The organism is Leptospira inadai serovar Lyme str. 10 (assembly GCF_000243675.2).
In the GTDB taxonomy this organism is placed as follows: Bacteria; Spirochaetota; Leptospiria; order Leptospirales; family Leptospiraceae; genus Leptospira_B; species Leptospira_B inadai.
Genome location: NZ_AHMM02000025.1, coordinates 217884 through 234296, shown reverse-complemented (window position 1 = coordinate 234296; position 16413 = coordinate 217884). Strand labels below are relative to the sequence as shown.

General features: G+C 43.8%; 18 protein-coding genes. 9 read left to right on the top strand and 9 right to left on the bottom strand.

Going from position 1 to position 16413, the window contains the following annotated elements; genetic code table 11:
- The first annotated feature begins 182 nt into the window (after nt 1–182).
- Genes LEP1GSC047_RS16860 through LEP1GSC047_RS16840 form a run of 5 tightly spaced genes read left to right on the top strand, consistent with a single transcriptional unit; the run spans nt 183 to nt 4534 of the window.
- Entirely contained in the window at nt 183–1067 is an 885-nt protein-coding gene (locus tag LEP1GSC047_RS16860) for a hypothetical protein (protein ID WP_238325605.1), read from the top strand.
- Nucleotides 1064–3301 carry a hypothetical protein gene (locus LEP1GSC047_RS16855; RefSeq protein WP_010417113.1) on the top strand — a complete coding sequence of 746 codons (2238 nt, stop codon included), beginning with the start codon at nt 1064–1066 and terminating at the stop codon, nt 3299–3301. The genes LEP1GSC047_RS16860 and LEP1GSC047_RS16855 overlap by 4 nt, the downstream gene beginning before the upstream one ends.
- Before the next feature lie 7 nt (nt 3302–3308).
- The gene (locus LEP1GSC047_RS16850) at nt 3309–3917 is read left to right on the top strand and encodes a tetratricopeptide repeat protein (protein WP_010417116.1); all 609 of its coding nucleotides are present in this window, start codon (nt 3309–3311) and stop codon (nt 3915–3917) included.
- Nucleotides 3918–4121, top strand: coding sequence for a hypothetical protein (locus LEP1GSC047_RS16845; protein ID WP_010417118.1), 204 nt, complete (start codon nt 3918–3920; stop codon nt 4119–4121). It abuts the gene before it with no gap.
- Nucleotides 4118–4534, top strand: coding sequence for a hypothetical protein (locus LEP1GSC047_RS16840; protein WP_010417119.1), 417 nt, complete (start codon nt 4118–4120; stop codon nt 4532–4534). Before LEP1GSC047_RS16845 ends, LEP1GSC047_RS16840 begins: the two co-directional genes overlap by 4 nt.
- Here the strand turns inward: LEP1GSC047_RS16840 and LEP1GSC047_RS16835 are convergent.
- The 4 genes from LEP1GSC047_RS16835 to serC form a co-directional block, all read right to left on the bottom strand.
- Nucleotides 4496–6373 (bottom strand): hypothetical protein, encoded by a 1878-nt coding sequence (locus tag LEP1GSC047_RS16835; RefSeq protein WP_010417121.1) that lies wholly within the window; start codon nt 6371–6373, stop codon nt 4496–4498. The two genes, LEP1GSC047_RS16840 and LEP1GSC047_RS16835, sit on opposite strands and share 39 nt — an antisense overlap.
- Nucleotides 6374–6399: 26 nt before the next feature.
- Nucleotides 6400–6834: a ribose 5-phosphate isomerase B gene (rpiB, locus tag LEP1GSC047_RS16830; protein WP_010417123.1), complete on the bottom strand. Its 435-nt coding sequence runs from the start codon at nt 6832–6834 to the stop codon at nt 6400–6402.
- Nucleotides 6835–6905: 71 nt separating this feature from the next.
- On the bottom strand, nt 6906–7496 hold the full coding sequence (locus tag LEP1GSC047_RS16825) for a hypothetical protein (protein WP_010417125.1): 591 nt from the start codon (nt 7494–7496) through the stop codon (nt 6906–6908).
- Between the two features lie 6 nt (nt 7497–7502).
- Nucleotides 7503–8594 (bottom strand): 3-phosphoserine/phosphohydroxythreonine transaminase, encoded by a 1092-nt coding sequence (serC, locus tag LEP1GSC047_RS16820; protein ID WP_010417127.1) that lies wholly within the window; start codon nt 8592–8594, stop codon nt 7503–7505.
- Between the two features lie 159 nt (nt 8595–8753).
- Here serC and LEP1GSC047_RS16815 point away from each other — a divergent pair, with 159 nt between their 5' ends.
- Complete coding sequence (locus LEP1GSC047_RS16815) at nt 8754–10439, top strand: P83/100 family protein (RefSeq protein ID WP_010417129.1); 1686 nt, start codon at nt 8754–8756, stop codon at nt 10437–10439.
- 475 nt (nt 10440–10914) lie between these two features.
- Here the strand turns inward: LEP1GSC047_RS16815 and fliE are convergent, their stop codons facing one another.
- From fliE to flgB, 3 genes are read right to left on the bottom strand one after another with little or no spacing between them, the layout of a single operon-like run.
- A complete protein-coding gene (gene fliE, locus LEP1GSC047_RS16810) occupies nt 10915–11295 on the bottom strand; it encodes a flagellar hook-basal body complex protein FliE (RefSeq protein WP_010417131.1) in 381 nt (126 codons plus the stop codon).
- 23 nt (nt 11296–11318) lie between these two features.
- Entirely contained in the window at nt 11319–11780 is a 462-nt protein-coding gene (gene flgC / locus LEP1GSC047_RS16805) for a flagellar basal body rod protein FlgC (protein ID WP_010417134.1), read from the bottom strand.
- A gap of 41 nt (nt 11781–11821) precedes the next feature.
- Entirely contained in the window at nt 11822–12253 is a 432-nt protein-coding gene (flgB, locus tag LEP1GSC047_RS16800; RefSeq protein WP_010417136.1) for a flagellar basal body rod protein FlgB, read from the bottom strand.
- Between the two features lie 111 nt (nt 12254–12364).
- Between flgB and LEP1GSC047_RS16795 the strand changes: the two genes are divergently transcribed.
- From LEP1GSC047_RS16795 to LEP1GSC047_RS16785, 3 genes are all read left to right on the top strand, one after another.
- Entirely contained in the window at nt 12365–12655 is a 291-nt protein-coding gene (locus LEP1GSC047_RS16795) for an STAS domain-containing protein (RefSeq protein ID WP_010417138.1), read from the top strand.
- A 187-nt stretch (nt 12656–12842) separates the two neighbouring features.
- On the top strand, nt 12843–13253 hold the full coding sequence (locus LEP1GSC047_RS16790; RefSeq protein WP_039935699.1) for an LIC10301 family lipoprotein: 411 nt from the start codon (nt 12843–12845) through the stop codon (nt 13251–13253).
- Between the two features lie 2 nt (nt 13254–13255).
- A complete protein-coding gene (locus LEP1GSC047_RS16785) occupies nt 13256–14350 on the top strand; it encodes a tetratricopeptide repeat protein (RefSeq protein ID WP_010417142.1) in 1095 nt (364 codons plus the stop codon).
- Here the strand turns inward: LEP1GSC047_RS16785 and LEP1GSC047_RS16780 are convergent.
- On the bottom strand, nt 14347–14775 hold the full coding sequence (locus tag LEP1GSC047_RS16780; protein WP_010417143.1) for a YbaN family protein: 429 nt from the start codon (nt 14773–14775) through the stop codon (nt 14347–14349). The two genes, LEP1GSC047_RS16785 and LEP1GSC047_RS16780, sit on opposite strands and share 4 nt — an antisense overlap.
- A 219-nt stretch (nt 14776–14994) precedes the next feature.
- Nucleotides 14995–16404: an NAD(P)(+) transhydrogenase (Re/Si-specific) subunit beta gene (locus LEP1GSC047_RS16770; RefSeq protein WP_010417144.1), complete on the bottom strand. Its 1410-nt coding sequence runs from the start codon at nt 16402–16404 to the stop codon at nt 14995–14997.
- Nucleotides 16405–16413: the final 9 nt, after the last annotated feature.

The window sequence follows — 16413 nt, the reverse complement described above, 5'->3', positions numbered from 1 at the left end:
GATCCTTAACATTTAGACTGATTCGAACGAGTAAATCAGCCGATACTAGAAAAGTGAACCCACGTTCTCACAGTAGGCGGATTCGAATTTTCTCTCTGATCCTCCTATGTCCTCTGCTTCTTTCCATCCCTTTTTTCCCGTCTGCATGGAGAGAGTCCGTTTTCTTTGCTCCGGTACAGATCTTGAGCACCACTTTCCACTTTCGCAGGGCAAAACTTGCGAAAGAGCTAATGACTCGCTTCGACGATACGTATTACGATTTAGGTCTTCGAATCGAATATATTATCAGAAAGAACCCGGATCCGAACTCGGAAAGCCAAGGAAAAGTACTCGGAAAAGATCTGCTTTCCTCGGGAGATTTTACCTTTGTTAGAATATACGAAAGTTCGTACAGACTCATTTATTCCTCCGATTCGGAGAAGCTAGTATTTCATCCTGATCTTAGATTGGGAGGATTGGAAATTGCTCCGGGGCATTGGGCGGAAGATTCGCAGAAAGACCTACTGTACAGAAATGCCGAAGGAAGACTTTATTTTCAAATTTCAAAAGAAGATGCCGATAGAGTGATCGCCGCTTCCGCTGGAGTTCGCAAATCGTATCTTCCGCAAGATGCTTACCGAGGTTTTTTATACATAGCATTCCAAAGGAAAGGGCAGGAGTTGGAAGTATTGGAAACGAATTTATCGCCCGATACGCCCTTGCTTCCTTCGGATGGGCCGGGTTCGAAATTCATATCCGATTCGAAAAAGGGCGGGGTCGAAATGTACTCCTTGTTAACCGAATCATCAAAGAAAAAGGATTTTTTCCATCGACCTACTTGGGAAAAAATTGCGAATGAGCGGACTGAATTATTTCTCAGCTATCCCCAAAATTCACGAGTTAGAGAATTGTTCCTGATGACGGCGGCTTTGGGCGTTTCCTTCCTAGTCTTGTTCGGGGGCCTATTGGCGAGCAGTTTATTTTATTCGATCAGGACCGAAGCAAGATTCGTTGAACGAGAAAATTGGCTGAAATTAAAGTTGGAATTGTTAGGTTTATTCTCTAAAGTTCGGGATGGAAATCGATGATCGGAACTAAATTACGCTTCCTTCTTGCATTCGCTCTTTTATTTTCTTTTTTGATACTTTGGTTAGAACCTTATTTTCCGGACGGGGTATTTTACCGCTCGAAACTCGAAACCGCATTCGCCTTCTTTAATAAAAATATAATTAACTTAGAAGACCAAATTCGTTCCACCGATCCTAGTTTGCTCGATACGAAGAATGTACCTCTTCCCGTAAGAAGTTTCGCTATTTGGGACGCTTCGGATCAGACAATCACTTCCCCGGAACTCGATACGAATGCCTCAAAGCAGTTGCTCGTTCAGGCTTGGGAAGGAAACACGAGTAGGTTGCTTCCGTTAGGAAACGAACCCGTTTTCTTCGTTCCTTTATACGAAAAACAAATTGCGGTATTGGCACTATTGGACAAAGAAAAGTTCTTTTTCGATTTCGACGGCAAGAAAGAATATTTCGTTCCCGAGTTGAAGGTAGGATCGTTCCGGGATTGGATTTTCGAGAGCGAAAAGACGGATCCAAGAAGAATTGTCGAAGAGATTTTATATTCTTTGAAGGAAACGGGCGCGGATTTTAAATCGATCGATATCGGAGACAGGGAGTATCGGGCATATTACGCGCATTTTCCCGAGGATAAATCGGGATTTATTCAAGGTTTCTTTCTTCTTATTCCCGCAGTACATTCCGAATTTATTATTTTATTTCCGCTTTTCTTCGGACTACTATTTCTGCTGGATATTTCGATTTTATTTTTACGGAAACAGTCGATTAAATTCTCCCCTAAGCGTGCCGACGTTTCCCAACTTAGCCAACTCCTTGCGGAAAGAATCAAAGACGAGACTTTAAAGAAAATCGAGGCGATTAAAAAGCTTTCGGAGTCGAACGAGACAGGCTCTCCCGTTTTTGAAACGAAACCGCTTGCAAGCGGGACTTTTTACGTTTTGCCGTTTGATCTTCCCGAAGATTCGTTTCTGACTCCGAAGTTTTTGCGAGATCCTAAACCGCTTTCTGTTACTCATATGCGGTCTTCGATTGGGATTCGCGACGTAACCACAGTCGCGGAATCGGATTTGAATTTGTCGGAATCGATTCAAAGAAAACGCGATTCTATCTTTACGGACGAGTTGGCCAAATTGGTCGATAAAGTCCGATCTACGGGAGTTCCCGCTTCCATAGAGATAGAAGAGAAAGCGAAGGAGACCGGTCTTTTAGCGAAAGCGCTACGCGTAACCGGATTGGCCGAGGTGGGCCTAAAAGCGGCGAGAGGCATCGCTCCTCAACATAAATCCAGATTTTTCTTATGGGCAAGAGCGTGGTGGGGGATTCGTAAAACGGATCCGAACGAGGAAATGCCCTTGTCGGATAGATTCCGCACATGGTTGGATCGACAACCTATTCGAGAAAAACGTAAGATACTTGAAGTACTGGATGAGATTCACCAAGGCCTGGATACTTCCGTTTCTTCTCTTTTAAAATATTACCTTACGATCTTTTCCTCTTTGCATGTGAAGTCGTTTAGCATTCATTTTTATGATCGAAGAAGAGGCGCATATCAGCCGGCAGTTACGTACGGAATGCAGCCATATACCCGCCAGAATATGATTTTTCTTTATGGAGATCAATTTTTAGGTCAGGAGAATAACGAGGTCTCGATTATCGACGTGACGGAAGAAAGGCGAAACGATCATTTCTTCATAAAAAAATTCGATCCCGCGGATCTAGACGGAGTGATCAGGATTATTTCCTTTCCCTTATTTAGATCCGGCTTGGATTTCAGGTTCTTTTTATTATTTCCCGATCCGCCGAACGCCGAACTCACCGAGCAGATTCGAGACTCCGTGGAAAAATCGATCGATCCGGTCGAGGACGCGTTTCTGCAGCTCGAAATCGAACAAGCGTCTCATGCCATCCAGGACAAACGGGATCTCGTCCAAATTCAATTTTTACTCTTACGCTGGGCGACTCACGGCGAGAGAAGTCGTTGCAATTTATTTAAAATACGATTGAAGGGACATCAGGATTACGATCTTACGGAGGATTGGAGAAGGAAAATTCTCGCAGAAGTTCAACCTTTATTAGGAACGGAAGACTATGCATTCGGGATCTCTGCGAGCGAGATATTCGTCTTATCCAGGGAAAACATGAATGACGATTTGCGGAATATCCTGCAAACGATCGGCCTACCTTTCGAAATCATTCATTTGCCGTATCCGGAGAACGGTAAAAATCTTTATACTTACATTTAAGGTACTAATGAATCTTTCGGTCGGGAAGTTCTTCATTATATGCATATTATTTCTTTTCTCATCGCGCTTCTTGGTCGCTCAGGAAGAGAATCGTCGAGAATGGAATAAAGCGGCTAAACAGAAAATTTTAAATCTTCAACAGAACGGGCAGGAAGCGCAAAGTCTACCGTTTTTGGAAGAATACGTTCGGAAGAATCCGGCGGAACTGATGTATCGATTGTATTTAGCGAGAGCTTTATTTTGGCGATCCGATCTCGAACTTCCTAAGCACGACGAGGATGTTTTTTCAAGAATGGAAAAAATCAAGAAAATCAGGGATAATTATCTGAGATCGGCCTCCATTTTCGAGGAAGCATTAGGACATCTATCTAAGATCGCGCCGAGAGACCCGGATCTAGGCAAATGGTTTTTTTTATGGGCGCTGAGCGAATGGTATGCAGGTAGGGAAGATCGGGCGATACAGCTTTTTAGGAAATCATTTAAGTATGATTTTAGATTGAATCAGGCCAATTATAATATCGGAGCGATTTACGAAAGCTTAGGACAGTTGAAAGATTCGCAAATTTATTATGGAACCTACTTGAAAAACGAAAAGGAATTGAAAGAAGAGGAGTAAATGGCTCGAATTGAACGCAGATTTCAGATGCTCCTAACGGACGAGGAGTTCGACCTTCTAAAGCAAGAGGCGGATAAGCGGGATATGTCCGCGTCCGAGTTGCTCAGAACCTGTTTCCGTAACGAAATATTCAGCTCGGATTCCTATCAAAGGTTGGAAGCGTTAAAAGAGCTTGCTAACTTATATTCCGGAACCGTCAGTTGAAACTATTACTTAGCCACGACTCGTTTCATGAACTGATCCTAGGCACGGAAAGTTCCAAAAAAGGGATTCGCGGCGCATTGGAAGCTCTTACAAAGAAAAACGTCCTATTTTATTTATCTCTTTCCGCCCTGGAAGGAATTCTCGCGAGCGAATCGGATTCGGTTAAGAAAGAAATACTTTGGACTCAATCTAAGAGTTTCTTTGCGGATCTATTGCCTTTGAGAAAAGAGGAAATTTCGCTCGCCCTAAAATTATCTATTTCTAAAGAACTGGATTGGAAGAACTGGACCGACATAGCCTTAGCTTCCTTGCTGGATTTGGACGGAGTATTGGCGAAAGATCCTATCTATAGAAAGCAGAGTCTGATAAAAGTTTTACTCGCTCAGGAAATAGACCTCGACGGCTTCGCTTAACGGACTTATCTGATCGAATCCGGTGACGGGATCATAGAAGGAATTATAAGCGCCTACTTTAAAATAGAAAGTTAAACCTTTTTGCAAGAAGAGTAATTTCTTATCATAAGGATCTCGAGAAGCCTTCTTTTTTTTAGACTTTCCGGTAGGCTTCGCTTCTTCCTGATTTTCATCCGGAGACTCGGCGTTAAGACTGATGAGACGATTGTCTATGCATTGGCAGAGTCTTTGACTGCCGTTTTCCGTCTGTTTGGGGCAGGACGAGTCGTCGCCTATAATAGGATCCAAGTATTCGCTCACCGGGTGTTTTTCGCGGCCCTTGATCGAAAGAACGGGCGCTTTCCCTTGCGCCAAATCCTTGTGCGTGCCTTTTATAATTCCGACCATCCGATTCGGCCCGACGCCGTAATGAATAACGTAACCGCCGGACTTCCCGCGGACTTCCCGTTCAGGGTTCGGAATCCAACTCAAGCAGACTCTCGGCCCGTTAGCTTCCGGATAATCATCGTCGGAATATGCAACCTTTAAGCCCATAGGTTTGACCGGGGGCAAAGTTTCCTTGTAAGTGAATATTATACCTTCAAGTTCCGGACTTATTTTACCGTCAGCATCGGCCTTAAATTTAGCTTTAGTCTGATAGTATTTAAAGGAAGGGATTTTTCCGTTCCAGATTTTATCTAAAGGAATTCTATAAGTAAAGAATCTAGGATGTGCGGTTTCTTCCTCCATGCCTTCTCTCGATAGATCTTCTTCTTTATATTCTTCTAATTTACGCAAATCGATCGTTTTCCAGGAAGGAGAATCCGCGGATCTTGCGAAGATTTGGGGAGAAGATCGAAAATAAAATTCGAGAACGGAGGATTTGGGAACTTTCGCTTTCAGGATAAGCGTTTCGGGAGTCGAATTCGTATAGCGCGTTTTGTATATCGGAGATATTGCCGTTCCGAATTTCGTTTCGGCCGTAAAGGACGAATTATCATACATTTGGCCTTCGTAAGGAGTGGAGAGCGCATCCAAATCCGGAGATCCTTTCGCGACGAGAAAATCGTCGAGCCAACCGTAGAAGTTTTCTCCGATAACGAAAGGAGTCGTGTCTTCCGGATGAAACCCGATTCGCGTAATCGACTCCTTTAACGGAACTCCGATTCGTTCGGCTTCTTTTCCATTGATATAAAGAATAACCTCTCGTTGAACCGGTCTAAAATGAACCACGAGGTGATTCCACTTGGATCTGGAAATTCTTTGCCGACCGACGAGCTTCAATGAAGTAAAAGATTTATCCTCTTTTTGGAAAAAATTAGAAAGTTCTAATATAGGAATTTCATCCTTAATTTTCAGATCCCAGCCGAATTTTTTTCCTCTCGTGTATAAGCTCCTAGTTAGTAGGACCGCTTCCTTATCCAAAGTTCCGGGGAGCAGAAACAACGAAATATAAAATTCTTCCTTAAGTTCATGGCTTGTTAGCATGCCTTTCGTTCTGCCGGAGATCTTTATTCCGGATCTCTTACCTGCAAAACGCGCCGAGCGTTTGCCGGTATGAGCCCTCGTAGGATCGACTAGATAGGATGAAGAAAGGACTCTGTATCCGCCGGTTTTATCCTGTAGATCGGAAGCTTCCTCCTCCTCGAAATCGAAAAATAATTCCGCACCTTGCTTACGGTCTCTAGGGGAAAGTTCTATAAAGTTATTACCGCTTTCCGACTTTTGTAATCTCAAGTCTTTTAATAGGAAAGAGCTGAGAGAAAAGGAATTGGTCTCGGATTGAAGAACGGTAAACCCGAAAAGAAAAAAAAGGCTTAAAAGAGAGAATTTACTATATGATCTAGTTATCTTTCGCATCCAGGCTCTCTCTTCCGGAAGTAATTCTAGCTAATCGAGTCGAGCTGGTTTACGCGTCTTTCATGACGGCCAGCTTCAAATGTAGTGGAGAGCCATTTTTGGCAAATCCGAATCGCCAGTTCCTTTCCAAGAACTCGGCCCCCGAGCACCAAAACGTTCGCGTTATTATGACGACGGGACATTTCCGCAGTAAATTCGTCGTGGCAAAGTGCGGCCCGAATTCCCTTAAATCTGTTTGCCGTTATCGAGGCCCCGATCCCGGTTCCGCAGAGAGCGATTAAGCCGTCGACTTCTCCCGTGAGGACTTTTTTGCAGGCCTCACCGATAACGATCGGATAATCTACGGAAGATTCGTCTTTGGTTCCGTAATCTACTATTTCTATCGAATTTCCTAATTCCTGTCTTAGGTATTCTTTTAGCTCGAAACCTCCGTGATCGGAGGCAATGCCTATCTTTTTCATGTCCTAATGTAAACGTACTTCGGGATTTTAAGGGTTCAAGCAAATTCCGAATAAAGTCGGATTTTCTGATTTCATTCGTTCAGACTTTCTTTAAGAAATTCGGGTGCCGTTTGGAAGAACTCCCAATGCTGGAGGAGAAGGGCCAAATACAAATTCGCGAAAGTCTCAACAGGAAGAGGTTTTTCCGAAAGGGAGGTCCTTTCGGCTTCGTACAATCGGCTCAGTAATTCCTTTTTTGCCGAAAGAAAATTCTTTACCGACTTTTCTTCGAAGGCGGAAAATCGAAGAGTTCTTTCCTCGGAGAGGAGATGATTTTCGTAATAGGAAAATAAAAGTTCCCTGGTTTCCTGATGTCTTTGATGATCCTCTAAAAGTTGAAATTTCTCTTCCTTCGATAATTTAAGTCGATAAACGCAATCCAAGCTTTGCCATAGAGATTTTGCTTCCTGTGAAGAAAGGCGCTCGATCCAAATCTCCTTTTCTTCCGGTGGAAGCTTGGAGGTATAAAAATTTTTGATTTCCTTGGTCGGACCTCCCGGAGAAAAGCAGGAAGCAGCTCGAGTAGAAGTCCGAAAATAAAGCGGCGCCGAATCCAAAACGGTCGAAACCAGTAGCAATATTCCCGATGCTAAGATTCGTCGGGCGGCTTTATTAACCGGCATGACGGCTTAGGCGTTAGCTTCGAATTCTTTCATGAATTCTACCAAGGCCAAGATTCCTTCTTTAGGCATGGAATTGTATATGGAAGCTCGAAATCCGCCTACAAGACGATGCCCTTCGAGACCGTGCAATCCGCGGTCGTCAGCCTGCTCTATGAACTTCGATTCTAACGATTTATCTTTTAACGCAAATACGACATTCATCGTAGATCGGTAGGCTTTTTTTACCGGTACCGTGTATAAGGAAGTCGAATCCAGATAATCGTAAAGCAGTTTCGCTTTGTCTTCGTTTTCCTTCTCGATAATATCCAAGCCCCCTTTATCCTTTAACCACTCGAAAACCAACTTGGCTATATAGATGGAATAGGTCGGTGGAGTGTTGTACATAGACTTATTCTTTACGGTTAAACCGTAATCCATTAATACGGGGATCGTCCGTTTAGAACGACCGAGTAAGTCCTTTCGGATGATCACGACGCTTAAACCTGCCGGGCCGATATTCTTTTGAGCACCTGCAAAGATTACGCCGAATTTCCGAATATCAATTTTTCTTGATAGTATTTCGGAAGTCATATCCGCGACGAGGGGTACCTTCGTGATCGTAGGAATGGTCGGATAGCGGGACCCGAACAAAGTATTATTCGAAGTGATGTAAAGGTAGGCGGCTCCATCACTCACGTTTGCATCCGTTAGATCCGGGATCGTAGTATAATGGTGGGAATCGCCGTCATAAATTTTTTGAACGGGATTAAATCGCTGGGCTTCCTCCATCGCCTTTTTAGCGAAAATTCCGGTGACGCAATAGTCTGCGCTTTCACCGTCCTTTAATAGGTTCCAGGGAATCGCGGAAAAATGAAGGGTGGCCCCGCCCGAAAAGAAAGCGATTTCAAATTCGTCCGGGATCGACAATAATTCGCGTAGGAGAGCTAACGCTTCGTCCAACACTTGATCGAATAATTTGCCCCTATGGCTGACCTCCATAATGGACATTCCGGAATTCCTGAAATTCAAAAATTCTCCGGCTGCCTTTTCCATTACGGAAGTGGGAAGCATGGCCGGACCGGCACAGAAATTATAGATTCTCCGTCGAAATTCGCGCATGCGACTAGGGTAAAATTCGCTCGCGAAGGGGCAACTTTCTTCCTATTAAGTAAGTAGTCATTCGGGAAAAATCCTTGGCAGGCTGGTCCGAAACATCGTAGGATAGCCCTCACGCAGTTTATGCGTAACAGCAGATTTGCAGTTCTAAGGAGTTCCCACATGTCACGGATTCGACTGACCGTTCTCGCGATCGTTCTCGGAAGTTTTGCGACTTCCCATTATGCACAGTCCGGTCCCCGGTTAGGGGAAACCGAGGTCCGCTCTTCCGGGAGGGTCAATTTTATAAACCGTTCCGCCGCTAGGGCCGATGAGGAAACGAAAGGAAGTAATTCTAAAACGGGTACGGCGCTTGCCGAGTCTCTTAAGAAAGACGCAAAAAGTAAGGCGAGTGAAGATGGGGTTAGCGCGATACGTATCCTTCCCGAAGATAAAAAATTCGGAGCAGACATTATCAGTCTCGGTAAGGAGACCGAATTCGGGCATATTAATTCCATTCAAAGAATTTTAACGGGTTATGTTAAAACGAACTTCGGTTACTCGGAGCAGAATTCCGAAACGCTTGCGACTTACATTCTTTATTATAATGCGATTCATAGAAAAGGCGTCGCGTATGTTAAACGTAAATATGGAGACGAAGTAGTTAAGAATTTAACTCCCGATAAAATAGGTATCGCAAGGCGATATAATGAGTGGCCCGATAAAACGCAGATCGTCATTCCTATAGTCGGCAATATTCTTTCCGAAGACGGGAAAGATGTTCATACGGACGAGCTTGAGACCGAAGTAAACAAGGATCTGGATAAGAAGAAGGAGGGGCAGGATGATAAGAAAAAAATGGACGACCTCCAACGTAATAAGATCGAAGACGAGAAACGAAAGTTAGAAGAAAAGAAAGACGAAAATAAAAAGCAGCAACAGCAAGCTGCCGAAAAAGAGAGAAAAGTCGAAAAAGAACTTCAGGAATTAAATAAGGATCCGGTTAAGAACAAGAAGCAGATCGTTCAGAAGCAGGAAGAAAAAAAGCAGGTTCAGCAGCAGCAACAGCAGGCCAAAAAGGAAGAGCAACAATTAAAGGAGAAAGAGACGGAAATCGCCAAGAAAGAAGAAGCGCGAAAATCGGATTCAAAATCCTCATCGGCCGATTCGTCCAAGCCCGACTCTAAAAAGGATTCTTCCACTGCCTCCAGCGATTCTAAGAAGGACGAAGCAAAACCGGACGAGAAAAAGAGTAAGGAAGAACTTCAAAAGGAACTGAAGGATACCAAGAAGGAACTGGAGACAGTCAAAGAAGAGCAGAAGAAAAAAGAAGAATTTGATAAGAATGTAGTCGGAGGCAGGATTCTATTCTTAAAAACCCTTAAATACCTTTCTGACGGACACTATAGTAATGAGCTCCACGCTTTGGATCCGGCGAATGACGACGAGATCTCCAAAGGAGAATTTAATAAGATATGCGGTAGAACTTTCGAAGTTGTCGACGGAAAGGCCCTCGTTGTCGGATATGAGTCCGATCACTCTGCAGAACATAAGCTAATTCTTATAGACCAAGAGACGCTCAAACCGACGGTCTGGTCTAAAGATTCGGTTTTCTGGCGTTCACCGATGATTCTTAAAGGTGAAGAAGTATACGCCTTCGAAGAAAGAAACGGAAAGTATTTCCTGGCCCGATTCGATAAATCTTTAAAGAAAATGGCCGGAACCGAGGAAGAGATTAGTCCGAATTCGAACGTTACTTTCTTCGGTGACAAGATTTATGTTACCGGTAAAGAAGAAGGTGCCGGGTCTACCCAGATCACCGTCTTTAACAAAGCGGATTTAAAGTTGATTAAAATGATTAAGCCTTAGCAGAGGACAGAGGACAGAGGACAGAGGACAGAGGACAGAGGACAGAGGACAGAGGACAGAGAATTATTCCTATTACTCTGACAACAATTTTTTTAAAAACGAATTATGTTGGAGCTCCTGTGCGATAGATCTTTCCTCTACCTTAGCTGCCTTTCCAACATTGAGCAGCTTCTGTCTAGCGTGAGCAAAGCGAACGCGTCTGCCTTCTGACCTCTGTCCTCTGAAAACGAATTATGCTGGAGAGAGGTGCTACTGGATTTTCGATGTGTCGGGGGGTGTCAGCAATTTTGTGTTAATGACGATTTTTAAAAAGGTTCCAATTTTAATCGATCTCCGAAAATAATCGAAAACTGATTCAACGCTTTCCCCCATTCTATAACCTTTCGACATCGAGCGCGTCTGTCTTCTGTTCTCTGTACGGAACCCTCGATTCGATTTCTTTCCGTACCGAATATTATAAATTACAAAAAAAGAATTATCTCATAGAAGTGAGATCGCGGTAGGCCCGAACTACTCCGTCCGCTAATGTTTTCGTGAACGTCAGGGAAACTCTGGCTTTTTCGGACGCTATCATGACTTCGTGAGCGTCCACGCTGTTCGGATCATAGACCATCTTTTGAGTGAGTTCGTCGGCTTCGACTTGAAGATCGTTAACCGACTTGAATGCGTTTCTCATCGCTTCCGAAAAGCTTTCGGCCACGTAATCGGGAGAAACCGATTCTTTAACGTCTTTATAATGCCGTTCGTCTTCCGCCTTAACGTTTACTTTGTCTCCTTTCGGAGAAAGCGGAAAGCGAGATTCGGAATAACCCGAATTATATGTGTACCAGAGTTTGGAATTAAAATCTACTTGCATGGTTTTCTCCTATGACAGGCCTTTTATGCCCTTCCGATTTCCAGCGCCTTATTAAACATCGCTTTAGAACCGGTGATCATTTGAACGTTCGCTTCGTAAGAACGGGATGCCGAGATCATATCAGTCATTTCAGTTACTATGTTAACGTTCGGCATTTCCACATATCCTTTTTTAGGACCGATCTGTATGGAATCCGGGTGCGTGGGATCATAAACCAATCGTAAAGGAGACATGTCCTTTTCGATTTTCATTACTTTCACACCTTTGCCTTCTCCCGGCGCGATGCCGAACGGATAGACGGGGCTTTTCCAACGCGTCCGGAGGTTAACCGGCGTCAGTACGACTCTATCTCTTCGAAACGGGCCGTCACCGTTGGTATTACGAGTCGTAGTCGCGTTAGCGATATTGTTTCCGATTACGTCCATACGCAATCTTTGGGCTGAAAGGCCGGTTGCCGAAATGTTAATCGAAGTAAACAGTCCCATTTTCCTTCCTCTATTATTCAGCTATGTCCCATCTGCGGGAATTAAGCTAGCCTCATTACGTTCTTTAAATCACGATAATTTGCATTAAGGCGATCTGCCATGAGCATGTACTGCATTTGCGAATTGGAAGCGTCGACGACTTCCTTTTCCGGATCGACGTTGTTTCCGTCCGCCCTCATCGTCGTGAGATAATCTATACTCGATTTCGGCTGCACTTGGCGGTAATCCAGCGGAGTGAAGAAAGAAATATGCCTTTCGTCTTCGATTCGCGTAGGAATCCCCTTGGAAGCTTCGATTTTCTCCGATTCCAGAGCCCGCTTAATCATGGATTCGAAAAGCACTTCGCTTCTCTTAAAATGCGGAACATCCGCGTTCGCGATATTATCCGAGATGACTTTGCGCTTCAATGTTGCAGCGTTCATCCCTCTTTCCAGTAGATCCTGGGTTTTCATGAAATGTGTTTTTTCAAACATAGCGCTTTCCCAACTAAAATTTCGGTTGAATTCGGGATTTCCAAAAGATAAAAAAAGTATCCGGCGGAAATTTTCGGCGGAGAAATGGCAAAAAAAGGGAAATAATGAAAGATGCGCGACAATTCCGAGGTTATCGAGATCAAGCCGGAGCTAACGGCTCTCTTTAACGATTATTATGCCTTCCGGAACCAGCTGATGGACGCAATAGCAAAAAAACCGAAACGAATTGTGCTAAATTTGGGAAAAATCCCCGTTATGAATTCCATTTCCATCAGTTCGTTAGTTTGGTTCTGCAAAAATGCCAAGTCCGACGGGATCGAGATCCAAATCCAAGAGATACACCCGGATCTGATGAAAACGTTCGAAGTCTTGAAAATCGACGAATACTTTCAGCAAATTTGAGAAATCAAACATCAATTCCCTATGATAATTTTCCGTTAATTCGGAAAGACAGGTTCCGGAGAAATGATGCATTCAATCTCCCTTCCGTTCGGGATTTTAATTGGCTATAACGACTCGCAGTTTTGAAGGAAGTCCGTTGCGAGGAAATTCCCTCGACAAGGGATTCTACGTAAGTAGCCTGGACCCGATGAAAAAATTTCTCCTTCTGCTTACGGTACATCTAGCTTTGTGGAATTGTCATAAGGCTCTCCCGGAACAGATTTTGGGAATTTGGGAAAATACGAAGACTTGCACGTCCGAGGGTAGTTGCAAATTTCCGACCACAGCTTCCGGCGCGAAACTTACGATTTTGCGAAACGGACTGGCTCTCTACGGTGATCCCGAATTACAGGGAACCGAAAAAGGAAAGGAATTTCATATCGAATATGTTCTTCATGAAGAAGGGACTAAATCTAAATCTCCCGAATTAGCGTTTCGATTTTTAGATTTAGGTTTTGAAATCCGGTACGTGATTTCGAAGGTCGGCGATGTTGAAATGGAACTTTTTAATCCGGAAAAGAATAATACGGAAACCTATAAAAGGGTAGGCGTAAAATAAGAATGCATCTTTCTTTTCGGAAGACGGTTCTATTCGTAGTCGTTTTTGGATTTTTTTTCGGGTTAGATCCGCTCCGAGCGGAAGCAAGTGTGGAAGAATCTCCTTCGGTAATTCCCGCTTCCCCCGAAGGAGAATTACCTCCTCCACCGCCTCCGACGGATCAATCCGAAATCTCCCGTCGTAAATACCAAATCCTCGCTCTTAACACCGAGACTATCAATTTACTTAGAAGTAATAATCTAGTCCGCTCGCTGGCAAATATCGAAAAAATTAAGAAACTCGATCCGGATTGTTTGGAGTATTACTATCTAAACGGGGCATACTTATATGCGATCGGTCGTTATCCTCAATCTAAGAAATCCCTGTTGAAGGCGGTGGAGATAAATCCTAGCCATGATCCGTCTTATTATCTGCTCGGCATGATTTTCGTGCGCAGGAATAAATGGGAATCGTCCGTTCAATACTTTCAAAAAGCGGTCGAATTAGCGAATTATAATCCTTTCTATCGATTGAATATGGCCATGGCGTACTTTGAAACGGGTCAGTACCTTCGTGCAAAGGCCGAAGCGGAAAAGGCGGTGGAGCTGAAGCCTAATTTTCGAAATGCGAAACTCATTTTACTTAAATCCGATTTTCTGCTCGGGAATAAAGCGAATGCTTTGGCTTTATGCAAAGAATTCGCAAAAGAAGGCTTTCTTACAAAAGAATTCGCTTATATTTACGCTCGGTTAGCCATGGATATCGATAAGAATTTCCGTAAAGCGATTAAGTTATACAACCAATTTCCGGAGTTGCCGTTCAATGAAAAACGGTTTCTGGCTCACGCATACTATCACACGGATAATTTTCGGGCTTCTGCAAACGTTTATTCGACGATTCTTGGAACGAGAATATTAAGCGAAGAAGATAAAGTGAATTATTTGCGTTCACTCGTCTTTATCAAAGATTATCGAAGACTAGAAACTTTCGTCTCGGCCTGGATGCACGAAGAACCGGACAAAAAAGTAAAGATCCAAGAGGCATTGGATATTGCGGAGCTATTAAGAGATAATGATCCGAAAGTTTACCATATGTTACCTTCCCGGTCCCCTTACTAATTCGGTGTTTCTTTCTTCTTTGTAGGGAAACGTAATAGGTACGCGATGACAATCAACCCGATCACTCCCATTCCGATTCGAACGGCGAGTACAGGAAGAAATATCGCGCTGAGTCCCATGGTCAGGATAATAGTCGAGATTGCTATTACTTTGGCCCGCAAAGGAATAGCCTTATGAATTCTCCAATCTCTAATGAATGATCCGAAATATCTATTATTCATTAACCAATTGTAAAATCTTTCGGAAGCCTTGGCATAGCAGGCGGCTGCCAGGAGAAGAAAGGGCGTCGTGGGAAGTCCCGGTACGAATATTCCTAAAATTCCTAACGCGACGCAGACCGTTCCAAATATGATTAGTAGTATTCGAATCAATTTGGATTTATGAGGTTGCACCTCATGGCTATAATCTTTGTATTCTTTTTGCATCGGGACCTCCTCTATTTTTCTTCGAAGAAATCAGTTTGAATTAATTTTTAAAAATATTTTCGCATCGTTCAAGAGACGTTTTCCGGATGAATGGAAATCCACTAAAGATCATCTTCCTTTCTTCTTTTTCCCGGATCTATCACTTTTGAGAATAAAACAAAAATGGGAGGATTTCTCCTCCCATTTTAAAACCAAGAACAAAAACTTGTTATCCGATTGTTACATGTCTTTCAGGGCCGTTACGATTTCTTGAGTGGCTTTCTTACCATCTTGGAAATACATGAGAGCGTTTTCTTGGATGAACAGAGGGTTCGGAACTCCGGCAAAGCCCGGGCTTAAAGAACGTTTGATTACGATGATCGTTTTTGCTTTTTCTACGTCCAAAATAGGCATCCCCGCAATCGGAGAATTCGGATCGGTCTTGGCTAAAGGATTTACCACGTCGTTCGCACCGTTGATAATCACTACATCGACCGTATCGAAGGTCGGGTTGATCTCATCCATTTCCTTCATCTTATCGTAAGGGATATCGGCTTCGGCCAGCAGGACGTTCATGTGACCAGGCATCCTTCCCGCAACAGGATGGATTGCAAACTCCACTTCGATTCCGCGATCCGTAAGTTGGTTATAAAGGTCTCGAACAGCGTGCTGAGCCTGCGCGACTGCCATTCCATAGCCTGGAACGATAACGACACGCTGTGCCATATCCAAAAGCATCGCGACTTCTTCGGCGGAAGTGCTTTTCGTTTTTCCGGCATAAATATCGCCGGAATCGGTCGTCGCGACTGCCCCGCCTAATCCGCCGAAAAGAACATTCGGAAGCGATCGGTTCATCGCTTTGCACATAATTTGAGTCAGAATTACGCCGGAGGCTCCGACTAAAGATCCCGCGATGATCAATACGTTATTTCCCAACACGAATCCGGTTGCGGAAGCCGCGATTCCGGAATAAGAGTTTAATAATGCGATTACTACCGGCATATCGGCGCCACCGATCGGCATTACCAAAAGCACTCCGAGGACGGAGCCTACAATTACGACATACCAATACCATTCGATGGCTCTCGGTTGGGTAACGTTCAAGTAACCGAGATATAAGGATCCGGCAAAGAATAATATTTTTACGATTTGATCACCTAGATATCGAACCGATTTTTCGGAAACTAATCCTTGCAGTTTTCCGAATGCGATTACACTCCCGGTAAAAGTCACTGCACCGATGATTCCGGTTGCAGCAGTTGAAATAGTAAACTGGTAATTCGTAAGTAATTCTGCGTTTTTACCCGTCTCCAATATTTCCATGAGGGAATTTCCGCCGACTAAGAAGGAGGCTAAACCGCCAAAGCCGTTCAGTAATGCGACGAGTTGCGGCATTCCGGTCATTTCTACTTTAAGCGCGATATACGTTCCGATGACGGTTCCGACAAGAATGCCGGAAGCGATCCAAATGATATCCTCTTGTCCGATTTTTCCGTACTCGATGAATACTCCGACTACCGCGAGGAACATACCGATCGCACCGATAAAGTTACCGCGAACGGCGGTTTTGGGGTGAGATAAGTATTTCAACCCGATGATAAATAGGATGCTTGAGATTAAGTATAGAAGGTTGATAAACGCTTTTTCCATTTTTTAAAT